Origin of the sequence: Maricaulis maris (assembly GCF_036322705.1) — a bacterium.
Classification (GTDB): domain Bacteria; phylum Pseudomonadota; class Alphaproteobacteria; order Caulobacterales; family Maricaulaceae; genus Maricaulis; species Maricaulis maris_B.
Map to the genome: position 1 here is coordinate 2491728 of NZ_AP027270.1, position 20526 is coordinate 2512253.

Consider the following 20526-nt stretch of genomic DNA (forward strand, 5'->3'; position numbering starts at 1 on the left):
TGCGCAGCTAGGCTTTCATGAAATCCGACAGGGCCGCGACAAGACGTCGGTTCTCGTCCTCGGTGCCGACGGTGGCGCGCAGCGCATTGGGCAGGCCGTAGGCGTCGACAGCGCGGATGATCAGCCCCTTGGATGACAGGTAGGCATCGGCATCAGCAGCCGTCTTGCCCGCCGTCTCCGGGAAATGGATCAGCACGAAATTGCAGACGCTCGGCGTGACTTCAAGGCCCAGACCGCCGATCTGCTGGCGCAGGAAGGCGACCCATTCCTCATTGTGGTCAGCCGACCGCTTCATGAAGTCACGATCCCGGATGGCGGCCGTACCGGCCTCGATCGCCGCCATGTTGACGTTGAACGGCCCGCGCACGCGGTGCAGCACGTCGATGATCGACTTGTTGCCATAGGCCCAGCCGAGCCGCAGCGCGGCCATGCCGTGGATCTTCGAGAAGGTCCGGGTAACGATGACATCGTCACGCTCGCGCGCCAGTTCGATCCCGGCGCTGTAGTCCGCATTGCTGACGAATTCGGCATAGGCCGAATCCAGCACCAGAAGCGTCGAGCTCGGCAGCCCCTCGCGCAGGCGGCGGACTTCAGCGTCGGAGATATAGGTGCCGGTCGGATTATTCGGGTTGGCGAGGAAGACGATCTTGGTGTCGTCGCCGGCGGTTTCCAGAATGGCATCGACGTCGGTGCGGTAATCCCGTTCCGGCGCGGAGACGAAATGCGCGCCGCACTGCATCGCCACTAGACGGTAGACGAGGAAACCGTATTGCGACTGCACGACCTTGTCACCCGGATTGAGATAGGCGCGCCCCAGGAGCTGGAGCAGTTCGTCCGAACCCGTGCCGCAGACGATATTTTCGGCTTCCAGCCCCTCGGCCTCGGCGATCGCCTCGCGCAGCTTGGTCGCCCCGCCATCGGGATAGAGGTGGAGTTTCGGTGCGATGGCCGTCATCGCGTCGACGGCCTTGGGCGAACAGCCCAGCGCGTTCTCGTTCGAGGACAGCTTGACCGGATTGGCGATGCCCGGGGCTTCGGACGAGCCCGGCTTGTAGGGGCGGATGTCAAGAATGCCGGCGCGTGGTTCGATACCCATGGTAACTCCTCAATCCCGTGGCGTCCGGGAGGACACCCGACCGGGAGATAGCGCGGGCCGGCGCTGCCCTTCAAGTGCCCGCCTGCTGACGCGCGCAGTACGTAGCCCCGGCGTTACGGCAGCGTTGTGCTTCACGGCCTCGACCATGATCAACCCGCCGAGGGCCGGCCAGGCATACTCGCCGACCTCCTCCCACAGATTGGCGATGCGCCGATGCGTGCTCCAGCCCCAGGGGGGCGCATAAAGCGCACGGGACCAGGCCGTCGGGACCAACAGCGCGTCGTCCAGCAGGCGGGCGAGCTGCCCGCGTGAAAACGGACGGCCGTGACCGAACGGGGTTGAATCGACCAGCGCCCAGATCCCGGCGCGCGAGGGCGACACGATCATCAGCCGGCCTTCCGGTGCCATCACCCGCCAGACCTCGCGCAGCAGCGCCGGCAGGGATTCGGTCTCCTCCAGCGCGTGGACCAGCAGGACCCGGTCAAACAGCGCCTCCTGAAACGGCAGATGCATCTCGTCGCCAAGCGCGGTCGGCACCCCGTCAGGCCCGGGGACGATGGCCCCCTGCGCCGCCGGCATCAGGGATACGCAGCGGCGGGCGCTGCCCTGCCAGACGTCCAGATAAGGATTGGCAAAGCCGATGCCGAGCACATCAAGACCACGCACATCGGGCCAGATCGGCTGCAGACGTCGCGCAATCATGTGATGCGCGGCCCGTCCTTGGCGGGTGCGATAGAAGCGATCGAGTTCGAGGACGTCACGGCGCACTGGCCACACTCCTGCACGATGCTAAGTTCCAGGACCGGCCCCGATGGCCGATACACGAACAACCGGCCCCAGCGTAACGCAAGCGGACATTTGGACAATGAGCGAACTCCTCATCCGGCAATTTCCCTGCCTCTCTGACAATTACGGCTTTCTGGTGCACGATCCGGATAGCGGCGAGACCGCGACGATTGATACACCGGACGCGGACGTCATTCTCGCAGAGGCCGAGGCTGCCGGCTGGCGCATCACCCAGATCTGGAACACGCATCACCATTTCGACCATGCCGGCGGCAATGAAGCGATCCAGGCGGCAACCGGCGCGAAGATCATCGGTCCCCGCTATGACACACATCGCATTCCCGGCATCACCGTTCCGGTTGGTGATGGCGATGTCGTGAGCCTTGGTTCGCACAAGGCTGACGTCGTCTTCACGCCCGGGCACACGCTGGGCCATATCTGCTATCACTTCGCCGCAGACAAGGTGGCCTTTGTTGGCGACACGCTGTTCGCCCTCGGCTGCGGCCGCCTGTTTGAAGGCACGCCGGAGCAGATGTGGCACTCCCTGTCGCGGCTGGCCGCCCTGCCTGAGGAGACCAAGGTCTATTGCGCCCATGAATACACCGCCGCCAATGCCCGCTTCGCGCTGAGCGTGGATCCGGACAATCGCGAGCTGCAGGCCTATGCGGCAATGGTCGAAGCCGAGCGTGCCCGGGGTGAGGCGACAGTCCCGACCACGATCGGGGCCGAGCTGTCGAGCAATCCCTTCCTGCGCCCGATGGACCAGGCGATCCGGTCCCGGCTCGACCTGGCGCAAGCCTCGGATGAAGCGGTCTTCGCCGAGATCCGCCATCGCAAGGATGTGTTTTGACCCTGCCTGACGACGCTCGCCGCATCATTGAAATGCTGGGACTGCAGCCACATCCCGAGGGCGGCTGGTATGCCGAAACCCTGCGCGACCCCGACCCGGCGGGCGGGCGCGACCGTTCGACGGCGATCTATTATCTGCTGGCCGAGGGCGAACGGTCGCACTGGCACCGGGTCGATGCGGTGGAGATCTGGCACTGGCATGCCGGCGCACCGCTGGAGCTCGGCCTCAGCCACGACAGCCGCTCCGTCGAATACCTCCGGCTTGGAGCAAACCTGGACCAGGGCGAACGCCCGCAGGGCATCGTTCCAGAAGGCGTCTGGCAGAGTGCCCGCTCGACCGGCGCATGGACGCTGGTCGGCTGTACGGTGGCACCGGGGTTTCAGTTTGCAGGATTTGAGCTGGCGCCGCCGGGATGTACGCCCGATGCGGACTGATCAGGTCGCCCCGGGATCGCTGAGCAGAGCCTCGCTGATAAAGGCCGATGACGGCCGCCCGGCATAGCCGAGCTCCGGCGCGATCACCACGACCAGCGCCGCGTCCTGGCGGTAGGCAGCCGGGGCGTCACCGAGTTCGATCCGCACATCCTGGACCCCGCGCAGACGACGACGCTCGGCGCGCACTCCGTCAAACGCGATGGCGATGATGTGGAGGGTATCGTACTGCACGCCAAGACCGGCACGCGGCGCAGGGGCGTATTCCACCGAGATCGAGCGGTCCAGCGCCGCCGCCATCTCGCCCGCCAGCAATTCGGCGCGCTGGCGCACCTCTTCCGGCGAGCGCGGCGCCGGGGCCAGTGAACCGGCCGGGCTGGCGAAGTCCGCGATGACACCGTCCGGTGCCGAGCTGGGGAAATAGGTCGCGCCACCAAGCCCGGTCAGGCGAATGACCTCGCGGCCGGTATCGGTGATGAAAGCGGTTCCGCCGCCGGGTGCGCGGTCCGGATACAATACCAGAACCTCACTGTCCGGCGCGTCCCGTTCCCGCAGCAATGCCGCATCGCCGGAGCGATCGAACAGGAAGAACTCGCCGGTATCGGCACGCTGGAACCAGCCGGAGACCTGCTGCACACGTTCATTGCGCAACAGACGGTCACGCAAGGGATTTTGCATCCCGAGTGCAGCGCCTGCAGCGAGTGCGGCGATCAGTATGGCCAAGATCCAACGGGTCATCCCGTCACGCATCTTGCCGACCAACACGGCAAATTTGGGGCAGACTGTGAAATCATCTCAGGCGAGATACTGGCCGCCATTGATGGTCAGGGTCGAGCCGGTCACAAAGCCGGCCTCCTCGCTGGCCAGATAGACGCAGAGCGCTCCGATCTCACCCGCCTCGCCCAGTCGTCCGACGGGAATGCCTGCAATGATGCTCTCGAGCACTTTCTCCGGCACCGCAGCGACCATCTCGGTATTGATGTAGCCTGGCGTGATGCAATTGACGGTGATCCCCTTGCGGGCTGTTTCCTGGGCAAGCGCCTTGGTGAAGCCGATCACGCCGGCCTTGGCGGCCGAGTAATTGACCTGACCCATCTGGCCCTTCTGGCCATTGATGGACGAGATATTGATGATCCGGCCCCAGCCACGCTCGCGCAAACCGTCGATCAGCGGGCGGGTCACGTTGAACATCGAGCTGAGGTCGACATTCATCACCTCATCCCACTGCGCCTTGCTCATCTTGTGGAACATGGTGTCGCGGGTGATGCCGGCATTATTGACCAGGATATCGATCGGCGCACCAGCCAGGGTCTCTGCCTCGGCGACACCGGCTGCGCTGGAGTCGAAGTCTCCGACGTCAAATTTCACGACCTTGATGCCGGTCTCATCCGCGAAGGCCCGCGCCTTCTCATCATTCCCGGCATAATTGGCAACGACCGTGTGGCCCGCCGATTTGAGCGCGATGCTGATTGCGGCACCGATACCGCGCGTTCCACCTGTGACCAATGCCGTACGTGTCATGTCATCCCCCCGGACCCTTGGGTTTCGCTTCGACTTTGACGCCGACAGCGTTCGCGCTTGCAGCAGACCGCCTAGAGCGCGTAAACCCTTACATGGAATTGCAACGCGCCCAAGTCGAGCGAAAAACAACCTCGATCGTATTTTCTGGCGCGCACAGGGGAGTATGTGGTGACCAAATCCAAGGGCAAGGCCGACGGTATCGTGATCAAGAAGTACGCGAACCGACGCCTCTACGACACCTCGACCAGCCAGTATGTGACGCTGGATTACCTGCGTGACCTGGTCAAAAAGGGCACCGACTTCCAGGTCGTTGACGCCAAGAGCGGCGAAGACCTGACCCGCGGCGTCTTGGCGCAGATCATCTTTGAGGAAGAATCACGTGGCGCCAATCTCCTGCCCGTCGATTTCCTGCGCCAGCTGATCGGCTTTTATGGCGACAGCCTGCAGAGCGTCGTGCCCGGCTATCTGCAGATGTCGATGAACTCCTTCTCACAGCAGCAGGGCGAGTTCCGTGACAAGATGTCAGAAGCCATGAGCTCGCCGCAGGCGACCATGGCCATGCTGGAAGAGCAGACCCGTCGCAACATGGAGCTGTTCGGTCAGACCATGCGCATGTTCACGCCCTTCCAGGCCGGCGCAACACCGGAGGCCGAGTCCGGAGCGGCACCGGAACCGGAGGGCAAGCCGGAGGACCTGTCGGCACTCCGCGAGGAACTCGACAGCCTGCGCGAGAAAATGGACCAGTTGCTGGACAAGAAGTGATCGACCGCTGACCGACCCTTGATAACGGGGCAAGCCCCGACCCAACGCGTTGGTAAGGTTAACAAAATCGTACCGAAATGAGCCAACCGGTCCGCCTCGCGGGCCGGTTTTGCTTTGCCCGCTGTCCAAAATGCCGCATTTGCACCCAGAATCGGGGTTAACGTCTCATTAAGAGTTGGCATCCCGCTTGCGATGGATGAGGCATGACCACGATCCGCAGCGCATATTCTGTCCCGACCCCGACCAGCCGGCGTATTGAGCCGGCCGGCCGTGCGCGCGGTTCGCAGGATCGTCCGCCGCGGCAGGAGCGGGCCCTCGTCACTGTCCCGACCCCGCAATCGAACGAGCGCGATGGCGCCCGCTCCTTTGTACGGGCACGCCCTGCCACGGCGGAAGTCATGGTCCAGATCATCGGCGACGCCCCGCGTCGCGGCCTCAAGGCCGAGCCGAGCGAGATCGAGCGGTTCCGCCGCACCTATGCCCAGGCCAGCGAAAAGAAGACGCCGCCCCCGATGTGGGAGCGGCGCGCATGACAATCGCTGTTGCCAAGGCCCGGCGCCTCGGATTCTGGCTCGATGTGAGCCTGGGCGCCGGCCTTCTCTTCGTTCTTCTCTAGCCGTCGCCGCCGACCGCGAGGTCGCGACGGGCTGCCACGATGGTGACGACGAAACCGGCAACGGTATCCATCAGCGTCATCAGCGTGAGCAGGAAGAAGGTCGAGGTCGCAAAATGACCGACCAGCAGGAAGAGCGCCATGGCGATCACGAAGATCACCATCGACAGACCATGATTGATGATTGTCGCGGTGCCGGATCCGGCGGCCTTGATGAGCTCCATGAAGAGCATGATCATGCCCAGGATGACCAGGAGGTCGCCCTTGGACAGCGGCAGGCTGCCGGACACCATCGGCACCGAGAAGACCTGTGCGCTCATGTCGGCGCCGGTCGTGTAGGCCACGATGGCGTAGATGATCACCGGAATGATAAGAAGTGGAAATACGTTGAACATGGAACCTCCCCCATTGCCGCGGCCACCCGATCTCCGGGCCTGATTGGCCGCCGTCATCCCTAACAATACGCCGTTATCCCCGCCACCGGCCATACGTCACTCTCCCCGGTTGTGAAGCGGTCGAAAGACTCGCTTCATTCAAACCATAAATCAGACTTCATCGCTCCCGCGTGAATTGCGGGCGCGTGAATTTAACCACATCACACCCATAATGTCTGTCAGTGAGGCGAAAAGACGGCCAAAATTCGTGTATTTCGAACTCCCGATCGTGCGGTGACGATGCGTGACCGGCCGAAATTCGCAGCGATAGCCCTCGCGGATCATCAGTGCCGGCAGGAAGCGGTGCTGGTGGTCGAAGAAGGGAAGCTCGAGATAGGCCTGACGCCTGAAGGCCTTGAGGCCACACCCGGTGTCATTGCAGTTATCGTTCAGCATGGCCTTGCGGATCCCGTTGCCGAAACGTGAGGCGAATTTCTTCCAGGCGGTATCCTGCCGATTGGCCGACCGGTCGCCGCCCACCAGGGCGAGATCCGCGGGCGCGTCGGCGCGGGTCAGGGCATCGATCACGGTGGGCAGGTTTTCCGGCGGGTTCTGGCCGTCGCCGTCGAGCGTGCAGACGATCGCCCCGCGCGCGTGCATGACACCGGTCCGGACCGAGCGCGACTGGCCGGCATTGTGGCGATGGGCAATGACCCGCAGCATCGGCAGCTCGGCCTTGGCATCGATAAGTTCCTGCCGGGTTGCGTCACGCGAACAATCATCCACGTACAGGATTTCGAAACGGCGTCCATCGAGGGCGACTGCGATCTCGCGCGCCAGCGGGACGACATTCCCCGCCTCGTTATAGGCAGGGACGACAACGGAGATATCGGGAGGCGTGTCGGTGGATTGGCTCATAGGTGTCTGCTTGAGCTTGCGATTATGGGATACCCGTTACATACCGGGTTTCAATGAAGACGCGAGGGATTTCTCAGGCCTCGCTTCCAGGAAGGTGGATCGCAGAGGATGATCAAGGCCGGTTCCATGACCGAGCTCGCCCGTGGCAGACGGGCCTGGTGGATCATCGGGCTGGTGGCCGCCCTGGCTGCGCTCGCCGGCGTTTTCACCCTGCCGCCGATAGATCGCGATGAAAGCCGGTACGCCCAGGCGACCGCCCAGATGCTGGAGACCGGTAACTTCGTCGAGATCAACTATCTCGATGAGGCCCGAAACAAGAAGCCGGTGGGTATTTACTGGCTTCAGGCCGCTGCCGTCTCGCTCGTCTCGGACGCCGAGGACCGCCAGATCTGGGCCTATCGCCTGCCCTCCGTCCTCGGCGCCATCCTGGCGGCGCTGGCCACTTTCTGGGGCGGACAGAGGATCATCGGGCGCGAGGCCGCTTTCGCCGGTGCCGCCCTGTTCGCCACCACGGTGCTTCTGGGTATCGAGGGCGGGATCGCCAAGACCGATGCCATGCTGGTCGGCTGCACGACCCTGGCCATGGCTGCACTCGCCAATGCGCGTGGCGGAACAAGTCCGGGCTGGCGAACCGCACTATTATTCTGGTGTGCGCTCGGAGCTGGAGCGCTGATCAAGGGGCCGGTGACGCCGATGGTGGTCGGACTGACCGCGCTCGCCCTGATAATCTGGGAAAGAAAGATCGGCTGGTTGAAACCGGTTCTGGTCTGGTGGGGACCACTGCTTGCCGCTGCCATTGTCGCGCCCTGGCTGATTTCGATCCAGATTGCGACCGAGGGCGGTTTCCTGCGCGAGGCCCTGGGCGATGATCTGGCGCCGAAGCTGATTTCCGCCGACGAACGGCATGGTGGTCTGCCTGGCTATCATCTTATGCTTCTTCCCCTGGTCTTCTTCCCGGCGACCCTCTTCCTCATCCCTGGCGCCGGCCGGGTCGTTTCGGCGCTGCGCGGCGATGATGACCGGAAGGCGGCAACAGCCCGCTTCCTGATCGCCTGGGCGGTGCCGACCTGGCTTGTGTTTGAAATCCTGCCGACCAAGCTGCCGCACTATGTGCTGCCGGTTTACCCGGCCCTGGCGCTGGCCGCCGGCTTGGGTCTGGTCGAGCTCGCGAAGGCCGCGCCCTGGCAGCGCTGGGCGAGCTGGGCCCTGTTTGCGATCGGAGCCGCCGCATTTGCGGTCTTCCTGCCCTATGTCTTCATCACCTATGGCAATAATGCCAGCTGGGACGCGATCCGGCTCGTCGGCGCCGGCTTTGAGGGCGGGTTCCAGCTCGGCTACGACATGAGCGCCATTGCGTGGGTCTTCGCCGGCCTGGCCCTTTTCCTCGCATTCGCAGTGGCCGCCCTGGTCTCCGACCGCCTCCGGCCCGGCGTTCTGACCCTCATCTTCGCCCTGCTGTCGGGGGTCGGCTGGCATGTCGCGGCCCGAAGCGGCGCCTTAGCCGAGGCCTATGCGGTCCGTCTCGCTGACCAGGTACGGGCGGCCCGAGCCTATTCGGAAACCATCACCGGCCTGTCGCCGGACGAGATCGTCACCGCCTCGAGCTTTACCGAACCCAGCCTCGTCTTCTCGCTGGGTACGGACACGGTGCTCGGGACGACCGAAGAGGTTCTGGCCTTCGCCGAGAGCCGCGATGAGCCGATCATGGTGGTCCTGGATTTGTCGCGGGATGCGGAACTGCGCCGTTATCTTACAGATCCTGCCGCGTTGGCTTGGTCAGACATACAACCCTTTGCCGAGCGCTTCGGCGCATTGCGGATTTGTTATCAGACACTGGCCGCCGGAACGAATTATGCGCGCGGCTCAGACACCGTCCTCGCGATCGCCTTCACGCATTGCGCAACAGACGAAATTCCCCTCCACCCGCTCGACAACGAGGTTTCTGATGACCCGCAAGATTGAAATCGTTGAAGTCGGGCCTCGGGACGGTCTGCAGAATGATCCGGCGATGATGTCGACGGACACCAAGATCGCGTTCGTCGAGCGCCTGATCGCCGCCGGGGTCCGGCGCATGGAGGCGGCGAGCTTTGTCCATCCCAAGCTGGTACCGGCCATGGCCGACAGCGATGCGGTGATGCAGCGCGTGCCGCGTCAGGACGGGGTGAAATATATCGGCCTGGCGCTCAATGAGCGCGGCATGCGGCGGGCACTGGAAAACGGCTGTGACGAGGTCAATTACGTGATGGTCGCCTCGCCGGGCTTCGGCCTGAAGAACCAGAACGCGACGCCGGACCAGACCGCCGACCTGTTCGACCGGATTGCGGTTCTGGCCCATGACGAGGGCGTGCCGGTCTCGGTGACGGTTTCGGTCGCCTTTGGTGACCCTTTCGACGGCGAGGTGGACGCGAAAGTCGTAGCCCGTCTCGCCGGCCGTGCCCGGGCGGCGGGAGCGAGCGAATTTGCCATGGGCGACACGATCGGGGTCGCGGATCCGTGGTCCGTTCGCCGGATGCTGGACCTCGTCCGCGCGGAAAGCGGCGACATGAAGATTCGCATGCATTTCCACAACACCCGAAATACCGCCATGGCCAACATCTACGCCGCGGTTGAAGCCGGTGTCGATGTCATCGACGCCTCGGTCGGCGGAATTGGCGGCTGCCCGTTCGCGCCGGCCGCGACGGGTAATGTGGCGACAGAAGACGTTGTCTACATGCTCGAGCGCGGTGGATTTGAGACCGGGCTGGATCTGGACAAGCTTATCGAGACGGCGAAATGGCTGGAGAGCGACGGACTGAAACACCCGGTCGACAGCGCCCTGTCTAGAGCGGGCGGGTTTCCGTCCCCGACGATGGGCTAGCATTTCCGCCGGAAGGAGAGATCGACCGAGTCCGGGCGCGTTGCGCCTCGCGCCGGCGCAGGCGCGCGAACGCCAATCGCCGACGGCTGAGACGGCGGAGCGTCTTGCGGGCCTCCAGCAGAAGCACCCGTCCCCAGATCGCGGCGAAGATCGGCGGGATCATCGCCATCGTGGTCAGCCGCTCGAGCGCACCAGGGTAGTATTTCCAGAAATACTTCACAAAGCCGAGGGCCTTGTGGGTCTCCACAAAGAAGGGGCTGGACTGGCTGGTCCCGCCATAATGGACAATCGACGCGCGCGGCTCGAACCAGACCGTACCGCCACACTCGCGGACCTTGCGGCAGATATCGATATCCTCGACATGCAGGAAATAGCGCTCGTCAAATCCGCCCATCTGGAGGAAGCCGCGTCGCGGCATCAGCATGGCCGCGCCCGACACCACCGGCACGGGGATGATGGTGTCCGGAACCTCGTCCTTTTCGAGGTGGAGACTCTTCACGGACGGGAAGAGCCGGTCGATGCCGATAAAGGAGATCATCGCAGACCGGGGCGTCAGCTCACCGCGGCGACCGCCCCGCTGTTCGGTTCCATCGGAATTGATGATGCGGGCACCAATCGTCCAGATTCCCTCACCCAGCTCACGGGCCGAGGCTTTCAGCCGGCCGGCCACACCCTTGGCGAGGACGGCGTCGGGATTGAGGAACAGCACGATGTCGCCGCTCGCCCGCTGCGCGCCGATATTGCAGCCCCGGGCAAAGCCCAGATTGGCACCGGTTTCGACCAGGACGAAATCGTCCCGCTCCGCCGCCATGGCTCGCAGTGTCTGGATCATCTCAGGCGGGTTGCCGTGATTGACGAGAACAAATTCATCAACGCCCGGCGCGGCGAGAATGGACGCCACGGCCTCGATGAGACGCGGTCCGGTCTGCCACGACACAGTGACAACTGACAGTCGCGCAGGCACCGTCACGACCGCTTCCGGGCCACCAGGAAAAATACGCTCGTTGCTGCCAACGCCAAGGTCCCTTGGTGCCATTCCTGCCAGACTCCATAGGATAATACAATCAGAGACACGTAAACCACGACGATCCACGCCACGCCAACAGCTTGTATCCGTGACAGCTGCTGTGCGGCGGCAATCCGTCCACCCAGAGCGACAAGAACGCTTGCCAGAAGCGTGGCTCCGACTGCCCCGGTCTCGAGCCATATCTGCAAGGTGGCATTGTGGGGGTGCATCGGCAAGGCCTCCACATTGTGCAGGCTGCCGAGCGCGAACACTTCCGCCTCACCGTTCAACGGCCGCGACGCGTCGAGACCATAGCCGAACCAGGGCTGCTGCCGGATCAGGTCACCGGTATAGCTCCAGATCTGCAGGCGCCATTCGAAGGACGGCGGCAGGGCAGCGCGCCAACTCTCCGGCATGGCGTCGATGAGGCCCGGCAGGATGAGCGGCAGGACGATCAAGACCCCCGCCAGCAGCCCGAACAGACACGCCAGCATGGGGCGCGGCCACAGCGCCGTGAGGCCGGCCGCTATCGCGCCAAGCACAAAGGCCACCTTGTTGACCTCGGTGCCGAAACTGAACGCCGCCACCGCGGCGAGGACAAGAATGCCGACGCTGACAGCCGGCCCGCCCTCGCGCCAGGTCATCAGGGCGACCGGCATGCTCATCAGCATGAGGGGAACGGCCGCATGGCCGAGGCTGCGATTGACCAGGATATCGACCCCGAACTCATCGTAGGACGCCCCGTCCTCCTCGGCCAGCTTGAAGCCGCGGGTGGCAGACCCATCGAACAGGCTCTCCGAGAGCAGAAACAGGCCAAGCGCGACCATTGCGAAAAGCAATGCCGCCTCGACACGCCGCCGCCAAACGCCCTCAAGCTGGCCGACCCGGACCGCGAACAGGATGTAGAGCGGGACGCCAAGCCCGGTCCGCCACAATTGGCCCGGGTCGTCATGAGGCGACCAGAGAAAACTGGTCAGCGCCCAGACAAGAAAAGCGCCAGCCCCGAACAGGGCCCAAGGCGGGCGCTGCCAGCGCCAGAAGCCGGCATGGACCGGCAGGGCAAAGACCGCGAGCAGTGACACCCAGGGGGCTATCAACAAGGCGCCGGCAACACCAAAGGGAAAGGCAAAGGCGAAGGCGAGAAGGCCGGCCCATCCTGCCCTGGTATCGCCGCGCTGCATCGCGGTCCCTTCCATCCCTAGGCGCGCTTGAGATCGGGCGCCTTGGCGTCCTCGCCCAAGCGGGCAATGGCTTCAGCCAGTGGCAGGATTTCCTGCGTTTTGCCACCTTCACCCAGGAAGCGCAGGGCGAGCGTGCCCTCTTCCGCTTCCTTGCGGCCGACCACGGCGATCACCGGTACCTTGCCGACCGAGTGCTCACGGACCTTGTAGTTGATCTTCTCGTTGCGCAGGTCGGTTTCCGCGTGCAGCCCGGCCTTGAGCATGGCCGCCTTGACCTCTTCGGCATAGGCGTCGGCATCGGAGGTAATCGTCGCGATCACGACCTGGCGCGGGGCCAGCCAGAACGGCAACTTGCCGGCATAGCTCTCGATCAGGACGCCGAGGAAACGCTCCAGCGAGCCCAGGATGGCCCGGTGCAGCATGACCGGCCGATGTTTCTCGCTATCATCACCGATGAAGCTGGCATCGAGACGCTCCGGCAGGTTGAAGTCACACTGGATCGTGCCCGTCTGCCACTCCCGGCCGATCGCGTCCTTGACCACGAAATCGAGCTTGGGACCGTAGAAGGCGCCGTCACCCGGATTGTACTCATAGTCGAGGCCAGAGGCTTCGGCGGCAGCCTTGAGCGAGGCTTCCGCCTTGTCCCAGACCTCGTCCGAGCCGACCCGCTGCTCCGGGCGATCGGAAAATTTGATGCGCGGCTCGTCGAAGCCGAAATCGGCATAGACGGATTTCAACAGTTCGCAGAAATCGCTGACCTCGGCCGTGATCTGGTCACCGGTGCAGAAGATGTGCGCATCGTCCTGCACGAAGCCGCGAACCCGCATCAGCCCGTGCAGCGAGCCGGACGGCTCATAGCGGTGACAGGAGCCGAACTCGGCCATGCGCAGCGGCAGGTCGCGATAGGATTTCTGACCCTGGTTGAAGACCTGCACGTGGCACGGGCAGTTCATCGGCTTGACCGCAAGAACCTTCTCTTCCTGGTCGATGGAGGAGATGAACATGTTCTCGCGATACTTGTCCCAGTGGCCCGAGGCTTCCCAGAACTTCCGGTCCATAAGCTGCGGCGTCTTGATCTCGACATAGCCGGCCGTTTCCAGGCGGCGACGCATGTAATTCATCACCGTGCGATAGAGGCGCCAGCCATTGGGGTGCCAGAAAACCTGGCCCTGGGCTTCTTCCTGGAAATGGAACAGCTCCATCTGGCGACCCAGCTTGCGGTGATCGCGCTTCTCCGCTTCTTCCAGACGATGCAGGTGCGCCTTGAGCTGTTTGTCGTCAGCCCAGGCCGTGCCGTAGATACGCTGCAGCATGGCGTTGCGGTGATCGCCGCGCCAATACGCACCAGCCACCTTCATCAGCTTGAAGGCCTTGCCGATCTTGCCCGTCGAGGGCAGGTGCGGCCCGAGGCAGAGATCAAACCAGTCCCCCTGGCGATAGATCGTGATGGTCTCGTCTTCCGGCAGGTCGCGGATCAGTTCGGCCTTGTAGGCTTCACCCATCGCCTCGAACTTGGCGATCGCGTCCTCGCGGTCCCAGACTTCGCGCTCGAACGGCAGATCGGCATCGACGATCTCGCCCATGCGCTTTTCGATCGCCTCGAAGTCCTCCGGGCTGAACGGCTCGTCGCGGGCGAAGTCGTAGTAGAACCCGTCCTCGATGGCCGGACCGATGGTGACCTGCGTGCCCGGGAAAAGATCCTGCACCGCCTGGGCGAGGATATGGGCGGTGTCGTGGCGGATCACCTCGAGCGCCTTGTCGTCCTTGCGCGTGATGATGGCCACATTGGCATCACCGTCGAGCGGGCGTTTCAGGTCCCAGTCCTGACCGTTCACCTGGGCGATGATGGCCGCCTTGGCGAGGGATTTTGAGATATCCTCAGCCAGATCCAGCGGAGAGGCGCCCTCGGGCAGTTCGCGTACGGATCCGTCGGGAAGCGTCACATTGATCATTGTCACATGTCCTTGTCGTCGGCGCGGTTCGCCGGCGGAAGCCTGTCATCCGATACGCGTCCCGGTTTCGATCTGAAACGCCAGACCGCCCACCAGGGCGCATCATTGCGGTCGCGCGGCCCCGGATCGAGCCCGAATGTGCCCCCCGGTCGACACCGACCGAGACGCCCCAGCGTGAGCCAGCCGCCGCGCCAGGGTCCCTGGGCGCGGATCGCGTCCATGGCATAGTGCGAGCAGGTCGGTTCATGCCGGCATCGGATGCCAAGGGCATAGAAGACCGGTGACAGGCTCAGCTGATAGGCACGAAGCCCGATCAGCATGAGGCCGGAAACCGGGCTTGCCAGCCCCTGTGTCCGTTCGCGTGAACGCATATGTAATCAAGCCTTTTAACGCCGCGGTGCGCGCTGTCCACCATGGACATGAAGCGCGCTTCGCGGACCGCAGTAAAGTTACGGGGTGAGGTTCGTCGATTTGGCGGACCGTCCACCGCCTCCTGCCGGCGCGGCAGGTGCGGACGGCCCTAACCAGTCAGCGGGGTGGTCTGCGGGGTCGGCGCGCGGCCCCGGGTCGCGCTTTCGGCGGCGTCCACTACGGCTTCAAACGCCAGCATGATCGACTGGTGCCGGGCGGGATAGGCCCGCGCGCTCTCAAGAACGGCCAGTTCAGCAAACCGTCCGCGGGGCGCTGGCTGACCCTGCTTCAGCATCGCCTTGAGCTGGTCGCGAGCCAGCACGAGATCTTTCTGCGAGGCGCCGATCACATGCCGACCCAGGATGGCCGCCGAGGCCTGCCCCAGCGCACAGGCCTTCACCCGCAGGGCCAGATCACCGACGCGCGTGCCGGCCATCGCGATATCGACCTCGATCTCCGACCCGCACAGGCGGGAGACCTTGCGCGCAGACGCGTGCGGCCGGGCCAGTCGCCCGATGCGCGGAATGTCCGCGGCCAGTCGCAAGACGGCATTGGAGTAGAGATCATCGCTCATGATGCCGACAATCTAGGAAGAAACGCGGCCCCGCGCCAGTGTCTGTCGACCGGGCAGCCCGAACGCGCTCAGTCGATATCGAGCTCGCCCTCGTCGAGATAGGTTGGCTCGGTCCGGCCCAGAACCTCGGGAATATCGCCCAGCGGCTCGTCACCCTCTTCCGGCTCCGGCTCCCACACCTCTTCCACGGCGAGTGACCAGAAACCCTCGGACTGGGCGGCACCCTCAGCAAGGCGTGCCGCAGCATCCGCATCGGCGGCGACGACGCCATAGGAGACGAAACACTCTCCCACCGCGTCCTCGGCCTGAAGCATCACATTGAAGCCCTTGAGTGCCATCGCCCTAGTCCAGTTTGCGCCAGGTGGAGCCTTCCGGCCCGTCATCGACCTGGACCTTGAGGGCATTGAGCTCGTCACGAACGGCGTCGGCAGTCGGCCAGTCCTTCTCCTCACGGGCGGTCTGGCGACGGGTGATCAACTCATCAATCCGCGCGCGCTCGGCCGGATCAAGGTCGGTGAGACCAAACCAGGCGTCCGGATCGCTCTGGCCAAGCCCGAGCAGGCCGGCCGCGGCCAGCAGCTCGCCCTTGGCCTTGGACTTTTCGATATCGCTGACCGCCTTGTTGGCATTGCCGGCGAGCTGGAACAGCTCGGACAGCGCCTTCGGCGTGTTGAGGTCGTCATGCAGGGCTTCCAGGAAGGCTGCCGGGACATCGCCCTCCATCGCTTCCACATCGCCGAGGCGACGCAGCACGCCATAGACCCGATCCAGCGACCGCCGGGTCTTGGCCAGCAGGTCTGCCGTCCAGGTCAGCGGCGCGCGGTAATGCGCCGTCAGCAGGGCATAGCGCAGCACCTCTCCGGGATAATCCTTGATCAGCTCATGCACGAGCTGAACATTGCCCAGCGATTTGGACATCTTGTCGCTGCCCATGGTCAGGAAGCCGTTGTGCAGCCAGTAATTGGCCATCGGCGCGCCCTTGTGGGCGCAGACCGACTGGGCGATCTCGTTCTCATGATGCGGGAAGACCAGATCGGTGCCGCCGCCATGAATGTCGATGGTCTTGCCGAGATGCTTCTCGGTCATGGCCGAGCATTCCAGGTGCCAGCCCGGACGACCGCGGCCCCAGGGGCTGTCCCAGCCCGGCTCGTCGTCCTTGGCCGGCTTCCACAGCACGAAGTCAGCGGGGCTGCGCTTGTAGCTCGCCACCTCGACCCGCGCCCCGGCGATCATCTCGTCGAGATCGCGATTGGAAAGGCGCCCGTATTTCTCATAGGATGAGACGTCAAAGAGGACGTGGCCATCGGCCTCATAGGCGTGACCGCCATAGACCAGGTTCTGCACCATGCCGATCATCTCGGGGATGTGGTCGGTGGCGTGCGGCTCGATGGTTGGCAGGGTGACGCCCAGCGCACCCATGTCGGCCCGGTAGATGTCCGCATAATGCGTGGTGATCTCATCGATCGGCTGACCACTCTCGCGGGCCGCCTCGATGATCTTGTCGTCCACATCGGTGATGTTGCGGGCATAGATCACCTGCTCCTCGCCATAGAGGCGGCGCAGGACGCGGAACAGCGTATCGAAAACCACCGCCGGGCGGGCATTGCCGATATGGGCATAGGAATAGACGGTCGGTCCGCAGACATACATCGTCACCCGGTCCGGATCGGTCGGTTCGAAGTCGCGCTTGCGGCGCGCCATCGTGTCGAAAAGGGTGAGCGAATTCATAAGGAAACCCGTCCTTGATTGGGAACGATACTGAAATATTCAGCCACCAATGCGGCCCTGACATTGGAAACCGGCGGCAGACAGCCTAAATACCGCCATGCGCGAGGGCGCAATAGCACAGGAATACAGGTCGCGGCAGGTATCATCTGCCATCAATATCCGCGATCCGGAAACCGGCACTACGGTTTGGTCGTATATGCCCAGCCGACCCGTCAACGAAAGGATCCGCAAGGATGGACGCCATGACACCAGAAGCTGCCCGCCTGGCAGTCGCTGCCAAGACCAAGCCGAGCCGCGAAGAGGCGGAAGCGGCGGTACGTACCCTGATCTCCTGGGCCGGTGATGATCCGACCCGTGAGGGCCTGCTCGACACGCCGAAACGCGTCGTCAAAGCCTATGAGGAATGGTTCTCGGGCTATGGTGCCGATCCGCTGAAAGCCCTCGGGAAGACCTTCGAGGACGTGCAGGGCTATGACGACATGGTCATGCTGACCAATATCGACGTCGAGAGCCATTGCGAACACCACCTCGCTCCGATCATGGGCGTGGCGCACGTCGCCTACCTGCCGTCCAAGGCCGTGGTCGGGATTTCCAAGATTGCCCGCGTCGTGGAGATTTTCTCCAAACGCATGCAGACGCAGGAAACCATGACCGCCCAGATCGCCGATGCGCTGACCGAGGCGATGGAACCGCGCGGCGTTGCCGTGCTGGTCGACGCCAAGCACCAGTGCATGACGACCCGCGGCGTGCACCACCCGAACGTCTCGACCATCACCACCACCTTCACCGGCGAGTTCCGCAATGATCGCGATCTGAAGGACCGCTTCATGCGCCTGGTCGAACGCGCCTGATACGATCCAGCTCGTCTGGTCAAGAAAAGCCCCGGAGCCCCGCTCCGGGGCTTTTTCGTTCAAGCGAGAAATTTCCGTGATCCTGCAATATCGAACATGATTGCTGGCAATAACCGAGATACCACCTGCGTGGATATGAAATATTTCTAACGATTTCAGTGCGCGCACTGGATTCTCAAAACAAGTCTGATAGGGATGAAGTTTAAGCGTTACCAGAACGCCGACTTGAACCCCCGACATTTCTGATCGCAACAAGGGATGTTCAACATGCCCAATATTGGAACAACAGCCATCACTGCTGCAGTTACTGCCTTGGCGATGGCCTCCCCCTCACTCAGCCAGGAGACAAACATGACCGACGCTCAAGCCAGCAATGCCGAAGCTCCGGAACAGTTCGAACTGACTGATGAGCGCGTGACCGCGTTTATCGAAGCCGCCCGCCAGATCAATGGCGTGGTCGAGAGCATCGGCCCGCAGATCGAAGCCGCCGAAACCGACGAGGCGCGCCAGCAGCTCCAGATGCAGGCACAGACCCAGATGGCCGAGATCGTCACCGGATCCGGCCTCAGTGTCGACCAATACAACTCGATCGCCAATGCCGCGCAGACCAATGAGGGCATCGCCAACCGCATTCGCGAGACGGCCGAAGCCATGGCCGTGCAGCAGTAAGGCGTCCATTCGCCATGAAAAAGGCCGCGCTACCGATCGTGGCGCGGCCTTTTTCGACTAGCTCACCCGTTCAACCGGCGACACGGCCCCGCCCGAAGCCGGGCGGATCCGCCACTGGCTCTCCAGGCTGGCGCGATAGTCCTGGCTCAATATGTCGTTGACCCGGATGTATTCCGCGTCGGCGGCCTCCGGGGTCAGGGTGAGGCGGATATAGCCGTGATCTTCCATGTTGCAGTGAGCAACATCGGCATTGGCCTCGATCATCATCTTTCCATAATCGACGCCCGGGGCGGCAAATCCCGAAAACGGCGACGGGCTGGTTACCGATGCCCCGACCAGTTCGGTCCCGATCCGGTGGCCGTCGCCGTCAACGAGATCATTGGTCCAGAAGGAATGGACATCCCCGGTCAGGGTGATGATGTCGGCATCGACATCGCTCAGGGCCGCGAACAGACGCTCACGCTCCGCCGGATAGCCATCCCACATGTCGAGATTGAAGGGGATATCGAAGCGCGTGCTCATGATGAAATTACGCGCAAACTCGCTGTTGCGGGTCGCCCACCAGCGCAGCCAGCCCGGCATCTCTTTGGCAAAATTCGGGAAATTGACGCGACTCATGATGACCTGGTTGGCCAGGATGCGCCACGGCTTGCCCGCCGCCTTCGACGCCCCGCACGCCGCCTGGATGTCGGCGATCTGCTCGGCACCCAGCAGGGTGCGATCTTCCGCACCGACCACATCGCGCTTCCAGGTCGCCACCGCTTCCAGATTGGCCGGATCGGTATCATCAGCGTCGGAGGTGAGCGGGAAGCTATCGAGCGCCACCTGCTCATCGCGGGCGATCAACCGGCTCTCGAGGAGGCACAGCGTGGCCAGGTCACCGATTTCATAGCTTCCCCGACGCTGACGCAGATCGGTTTCCGGTTCCCGCACCGGCTGCCAGTCATACCAGGCCCGCAAGGCGGCCTGGCGGCGGTCCTGCCAGCTCCCCTCGCCTTCATTATGGTTCTCGGCTCCCCCACGCCAGGCATCATTGGCGGTCTCGTGATCATCCCAGCTCAGAATCCACGGCGCGGCGGCATGCAGGGCCTGCAGGTCCGGATCGGACTTGTACTGGGCATGGCGGGCAACATAGTCGGCCTGGGTCAGTAGCTCATGCGCCGGGAACGGCACACGGTTCATGGCCTCTGACTGTTCGGTCGCGTATTCGCCTGGTCCGTATTCATAGAAATAATCGCCGAGGTGGATGACCAGGTCGAGCTCACCATTGTCGGCAGCCTCGCGGTAGACATTGAAGTGCCCGGCCGGGAAGTTCGAGCATGAGAACACACCGATCCGGAACTGATCCAGCGCACCTTCCGGCAGGGTCGCGGTCACACCGACCGGTGAATAGGTGTCATTCAGACGGAAGCGGTAGAAGTAGCGCACGCCCGGCTCCAGGCCGGTGGCGAGAATTTTCAGCGTCCCGAGTGGTTGCATCATCACATAGGTGATCTCGCCACCCTGCTCGAAGACAATGTCGGTGAAGGCCGCATCGCGCGCCACTTCGACCCCGCGATAACCGCCGCCATCATTGGTCAGCGCCGTCCACAACATGACGCTGGTCTGATCGGGATCGCCCGACGCGACGCCATGGCTGAAGGTCCCGTTATCGACCGGCTGGAAGACGCCCGGCTTCGGGGAGCACGCACCGACGGCGAGCCCGGCACCGGCAGCGCCGATCAGGGCGCTCCGGCGTGTCAGATTGGTCTTGGTCATGATACTCCCTCGCCGCAAACCTCGCAGGCCAGACTGATGGTTCCGTCCCGCGGTATTGTCTCAAACCACCTGTAGCGTGGTTTTGCGTCTGTTTCATCATGGCGTACACGCCCCACACGCCCGCAATCAATTTCTGCACGGCACTGGCGATACGCCTTTGCCTCGTCGAACGAGATCGTTAGACCCCT

At 63.5% G+C, this 20526-nt stretch carries 22 protein-coding genes; 8 read left to right on the top strand and 14 right to left on the bottom strand.

What is annotated here, in order from left to right; translation table 11 throughout:
- Positions 1 to 7: 7 nt before the first annotated feature.
- Together hisC and AAA969_RS11840 are read right to left on the bottom strand one after the other, a co-directional pair.
- Positions 8 to 1096, bottom strand: a complete 1089-nt coding sequence (gene hisC / locus AAA969_RS11835) for a histidinol-phosphate transaminase (protein WP_338246263.1) — start codon at positions 1094 to 1096, stop codon at positions 8 to 10.
- Positions 1097 to 1105: 9 nt separating this feature from the next.
- Positions 1106 to 1864, bottom strand: a complete 759-nt coding sequence (locus tag AAA969_RS11840; RefSeq protein ID WP_338246264.1) for a class I SAM-dependent methyltransferase — start codon at positions 1862 to 1864, stop codon at positions 1106 to 1108.
- 97 nt (positions 1865 to 1961) lie between these two features.
- Between AAA969_RS11840 and gloB the strand changes: the two genes are divergently transcribed.
- Positions 1962 to 2732 carry a hydroxyacylglutathione hydrolase gene (gene gloB / locus AAA969_RS11845; protein WP_338246265.1) on the top strand — a complete coding sequence of 257 codons (771 nt, stop codon included), beginning with the start codon at positions 1962 to 1964 and terminating at the stop codon, positions 2730 to 2732.
- A gap of 32 nt (positions 2733 to 2764) precedes the next feature.
- On the top strand, positions 2765 to 3166 hold the full coding sequence (locus AAA969_RS11850; RefSeq protein ID WP_425325055.1) for a cupin domain-containing protein: 402 nt from the start codon (positions 2765 to 2767) through the stop codon (positions 3164 to 3166).
- Here the strand turns inward: AAA969_RS11850 and AAA969_RS11855 are convergent, their stop codons facing one another.
- Positions 3167 to 3901 (bottom strand): DUF4908 domain-containing protein, encoded by a 735-nt coding sequence (locus AAA969_RS11855; RefSeq protein ID WP_338246267.1) that lies wholly within the window; start codon positions 3899 to 3901, stop codon positions 3167 to 3169.
- Between the two features lie 57 nt (positions 3902 to 3958).
- Complete coding sequence (gene phbB, locus AAA969_RS11860) at positions 3959 to 4684, bottom strand: acetoacetyl-CoA reductase (protein WP_338246268.1); 726 nt, start codon at positions 4682 to 4684, stop codon at positions 3959 to 3961.
- A 168-nt stretch (positions 4685 to 4852) separates the two neighbouring features.
- Here phbB and phaR point away from each other — a divergent pair, with 168 nt between their 5' ends.
- Both phaR and AAA969_RS11870 read left to right on the top strand, forming a co-directional pair.
- Entirely contained in the window at positions 4853 to 5446 is a 594-nt protein-coding gene (phaR, locus tag AAA969_RS11865) for a polyhydroxyalkanoate synthesis repressor PhaR (RefSeq protein WP_338246269.1), read from the top strand.
- A gap of 203 nt (positions 5447 to 5649) precedes the next feature.
- Positions 5650 to 5979, top strand: coding sequence for a hypothetical protein (locus tag AAA969_RS11870; protein ID WP_338246270.1), 330 nt, complete (start codon positions 5650 to 5652; stop codon positions 5977 to 5979).
- A gap of 79 nt (positions 5980 to 6058) precedes the next feature.
- Here the strand turns inward: AAA969_RS11870 and AAA969_RS11875 are convergent, their stop codons facing one another.
- Positions 6059 to 6454, bottom strand: coding sequence for a hypothetical protein (locus tag AAA969_RS11875; RefSeq protein ID WP_338246271.1), 396 nt, complete (start codon positions 6452 to 6454; stop codon positions 6059 to 6061).
- Positions 6455 to 6604: 150 nt separating this feature from the next.
- Positions 6605 to 7351, bottom strand: a complete 747-nt coding sequence (locus AAA969_RS11880; protein WP_338246272.1) for a glycosyltransferase family 2 protein — start codon at positions 7349 to 7351, stop codon at positions 6605 to 6607.
- A 108-nt stretch (positions 7352 to 7459) separates the two neighbouring features.
- On the opposite strand from AAA969_RS11880, the gene AAA969_RS11885 reads away from it, so the two are divergent.
- The gene (locus AAA969_RS11885) at positions 7460 to 9313 is read left to right on the top strand and encodes an ArnT family glycosyltransferase (RefSeq protein ID WP_338246273.1); all 1854 of its coding nucleotides are present in this window, start codon (positions 7460 to 7462) and stop codon (positions 9311 to 9313) included.
- The gene (locus AAA969_RS11890; protein ID WP_338246274.1) at positions 9297 to 10208 is read left to right on the top strand and encodes a hydroxymethylglutaryl-CoA lyase; all 912 of its coding nucleotides are present in this window, start codon (positions 9297 to 9299) and stop codon (positions 10206 to 10208) included. The genes AAA969_RS11885 and AAA969_RS11890 overlap by 17 nt, the downstream gene beginning before the upstream one ends.
- Here AAA969_RS11890 and AAA969_RS11895 read toward each other — a convergent pair.
- The 7 genes from AAA969_RS11895 to cysS form a co-directional block, all read right to left on the bottom strand.
- Positions 10171 to 11178: a glycosyltransferase family 2 protein gene (locus tag AAA969_RS11895; RefSeq protein WP_338246275.1), complete on the bottom strand. Its 1008-nt coding sequence runs from the start codon at positions 11176 to 11178 to the stop codon at positions 10171 to 10173. The two genes, AAA969_RS11890 and AAA969_RS11895, sit on opposite strands and share 38 nt — an antisense overlap.
- Positions 11175 to 12395, bottom strand: a complete 1221-nt coding sequence (locus AAA969_RS11900; RefSeq protein ID WP_338246276.1) for an O-antigen ligase family protein — start codon at positions 12393 to 12395, stop codon at positions 11175 to 11177. The genes AAA969_RS11895 and AAA969_RS11900 overlap by 4 nt, the downstream gene beginning before the upstream one ends.
- A 17-nt stretch (positions 12396 to 12412) precedes the next feature.
- Positions 12413 to 14347: a threonine--tRNA ligase gene (thrS, locus tag AAA969_RS11905; RefSeq protein ID WP_338246277.1), complete on the bottom strand. Its 1935-nt coding sequence runs from the start codon at positions 14345 to 14347 to the stop codon at positions 12413 to 12415.
- A gap of 2 nt (positions 14348 to 14349) precedes the next feature.
- Positions 14350 to 14718, bottom strand: coding sequence for a membrane protein insertion efficiency factor YidD (gene yidD / locus AAA969_RS11910; protein WP_338246278.1), 369 nt, complete (start codon positions 14716 to 14718; stop codon positions 14350 to 14352).
- Between the two features lie 149 nt (positions 14719 to 14867).
- Positions 14868 to 15332, bottom strand: a complete 465-nt coding sequence (locus AAA969_RS11915) for an iron-sulfur cluster assembly scaffold protein (RefSeq protein ID WP_338246279.1) — start codon at positions 15330 to 15332, stop codon at positions 14868 to 14870.
- A gap of 68 nt (positions 15333 to 15400) precedes the next feature.
- Positions 15401 to 15670, bottom strand: a complete 270-nt coding sequence (locus tag AAA969_RS11920) for a hypothetical protein (RefSeq protein ID WP_338246280.1) — start codon at positions 15668 to 15670, stop codon at positions 15401 to 15403.
- A gap of 4 nt (positions 15671 to 15674) precedes the next feature.
- A complete protein-coding gene (gene cysS / locus AAA969_RS11925; RefSeq protein WP_338246281.1) occupies positions 15675 to 17060 on the bottom strand; it encodes a cysteine--tRNA ligase in 1386 nt (461 codons plus the stop codon).
- A 233-nt stretch (positions 17061 to 17293) separates the two neighbouring features.
- Here cysS and folE point away from each other — a divergent pair, with 233 nt between their 5' ends.
- Both folE and AAA969_RS11935 read left to right on the top strand, forming a co-directional pair.
- Complete coding sequence (folE, locus tag AAA969_RS11930; RefSeq protein WP_425325004.1) at positions 17294 to 17911, top strand: GTP cyclohydrolase I FolE; 618 nt, start codon at positions 17294 to 17296, stop codon at positions 17909 to 17911.
- A gap of 351 nt (positions 17912 to 18262) precedes the next feature.
- Positions 18263 to 18580, top strand: coding sequence for a DUF4168 domain-containing protein (locus AAA969_RS11935; RefSeq protein ID WP_338246283.1), 318 nt, complete (start codon positions 18263 to 18265; stop codon positions 18578 to 18580).
- Positions 18581 to 18637: 57 nt separating this feature from the next.
- Here the strand turns inward: AAA969_RS11935 and AAA969_RS11940 are convergent, their stop codons facing one another.
- Complete coding sequence (locus tag AAA969_RS11940) at positions 18638 to 20338, bottom strand: alkaline phosphatase D family protein (protein WP_338246284.1); 1701 nt, start codon at positions 20336 to 20338, stop codon at positions 18638 to 18640.
- Positions 20339 to 20526 lie beyond the last annotated feature (188 nt).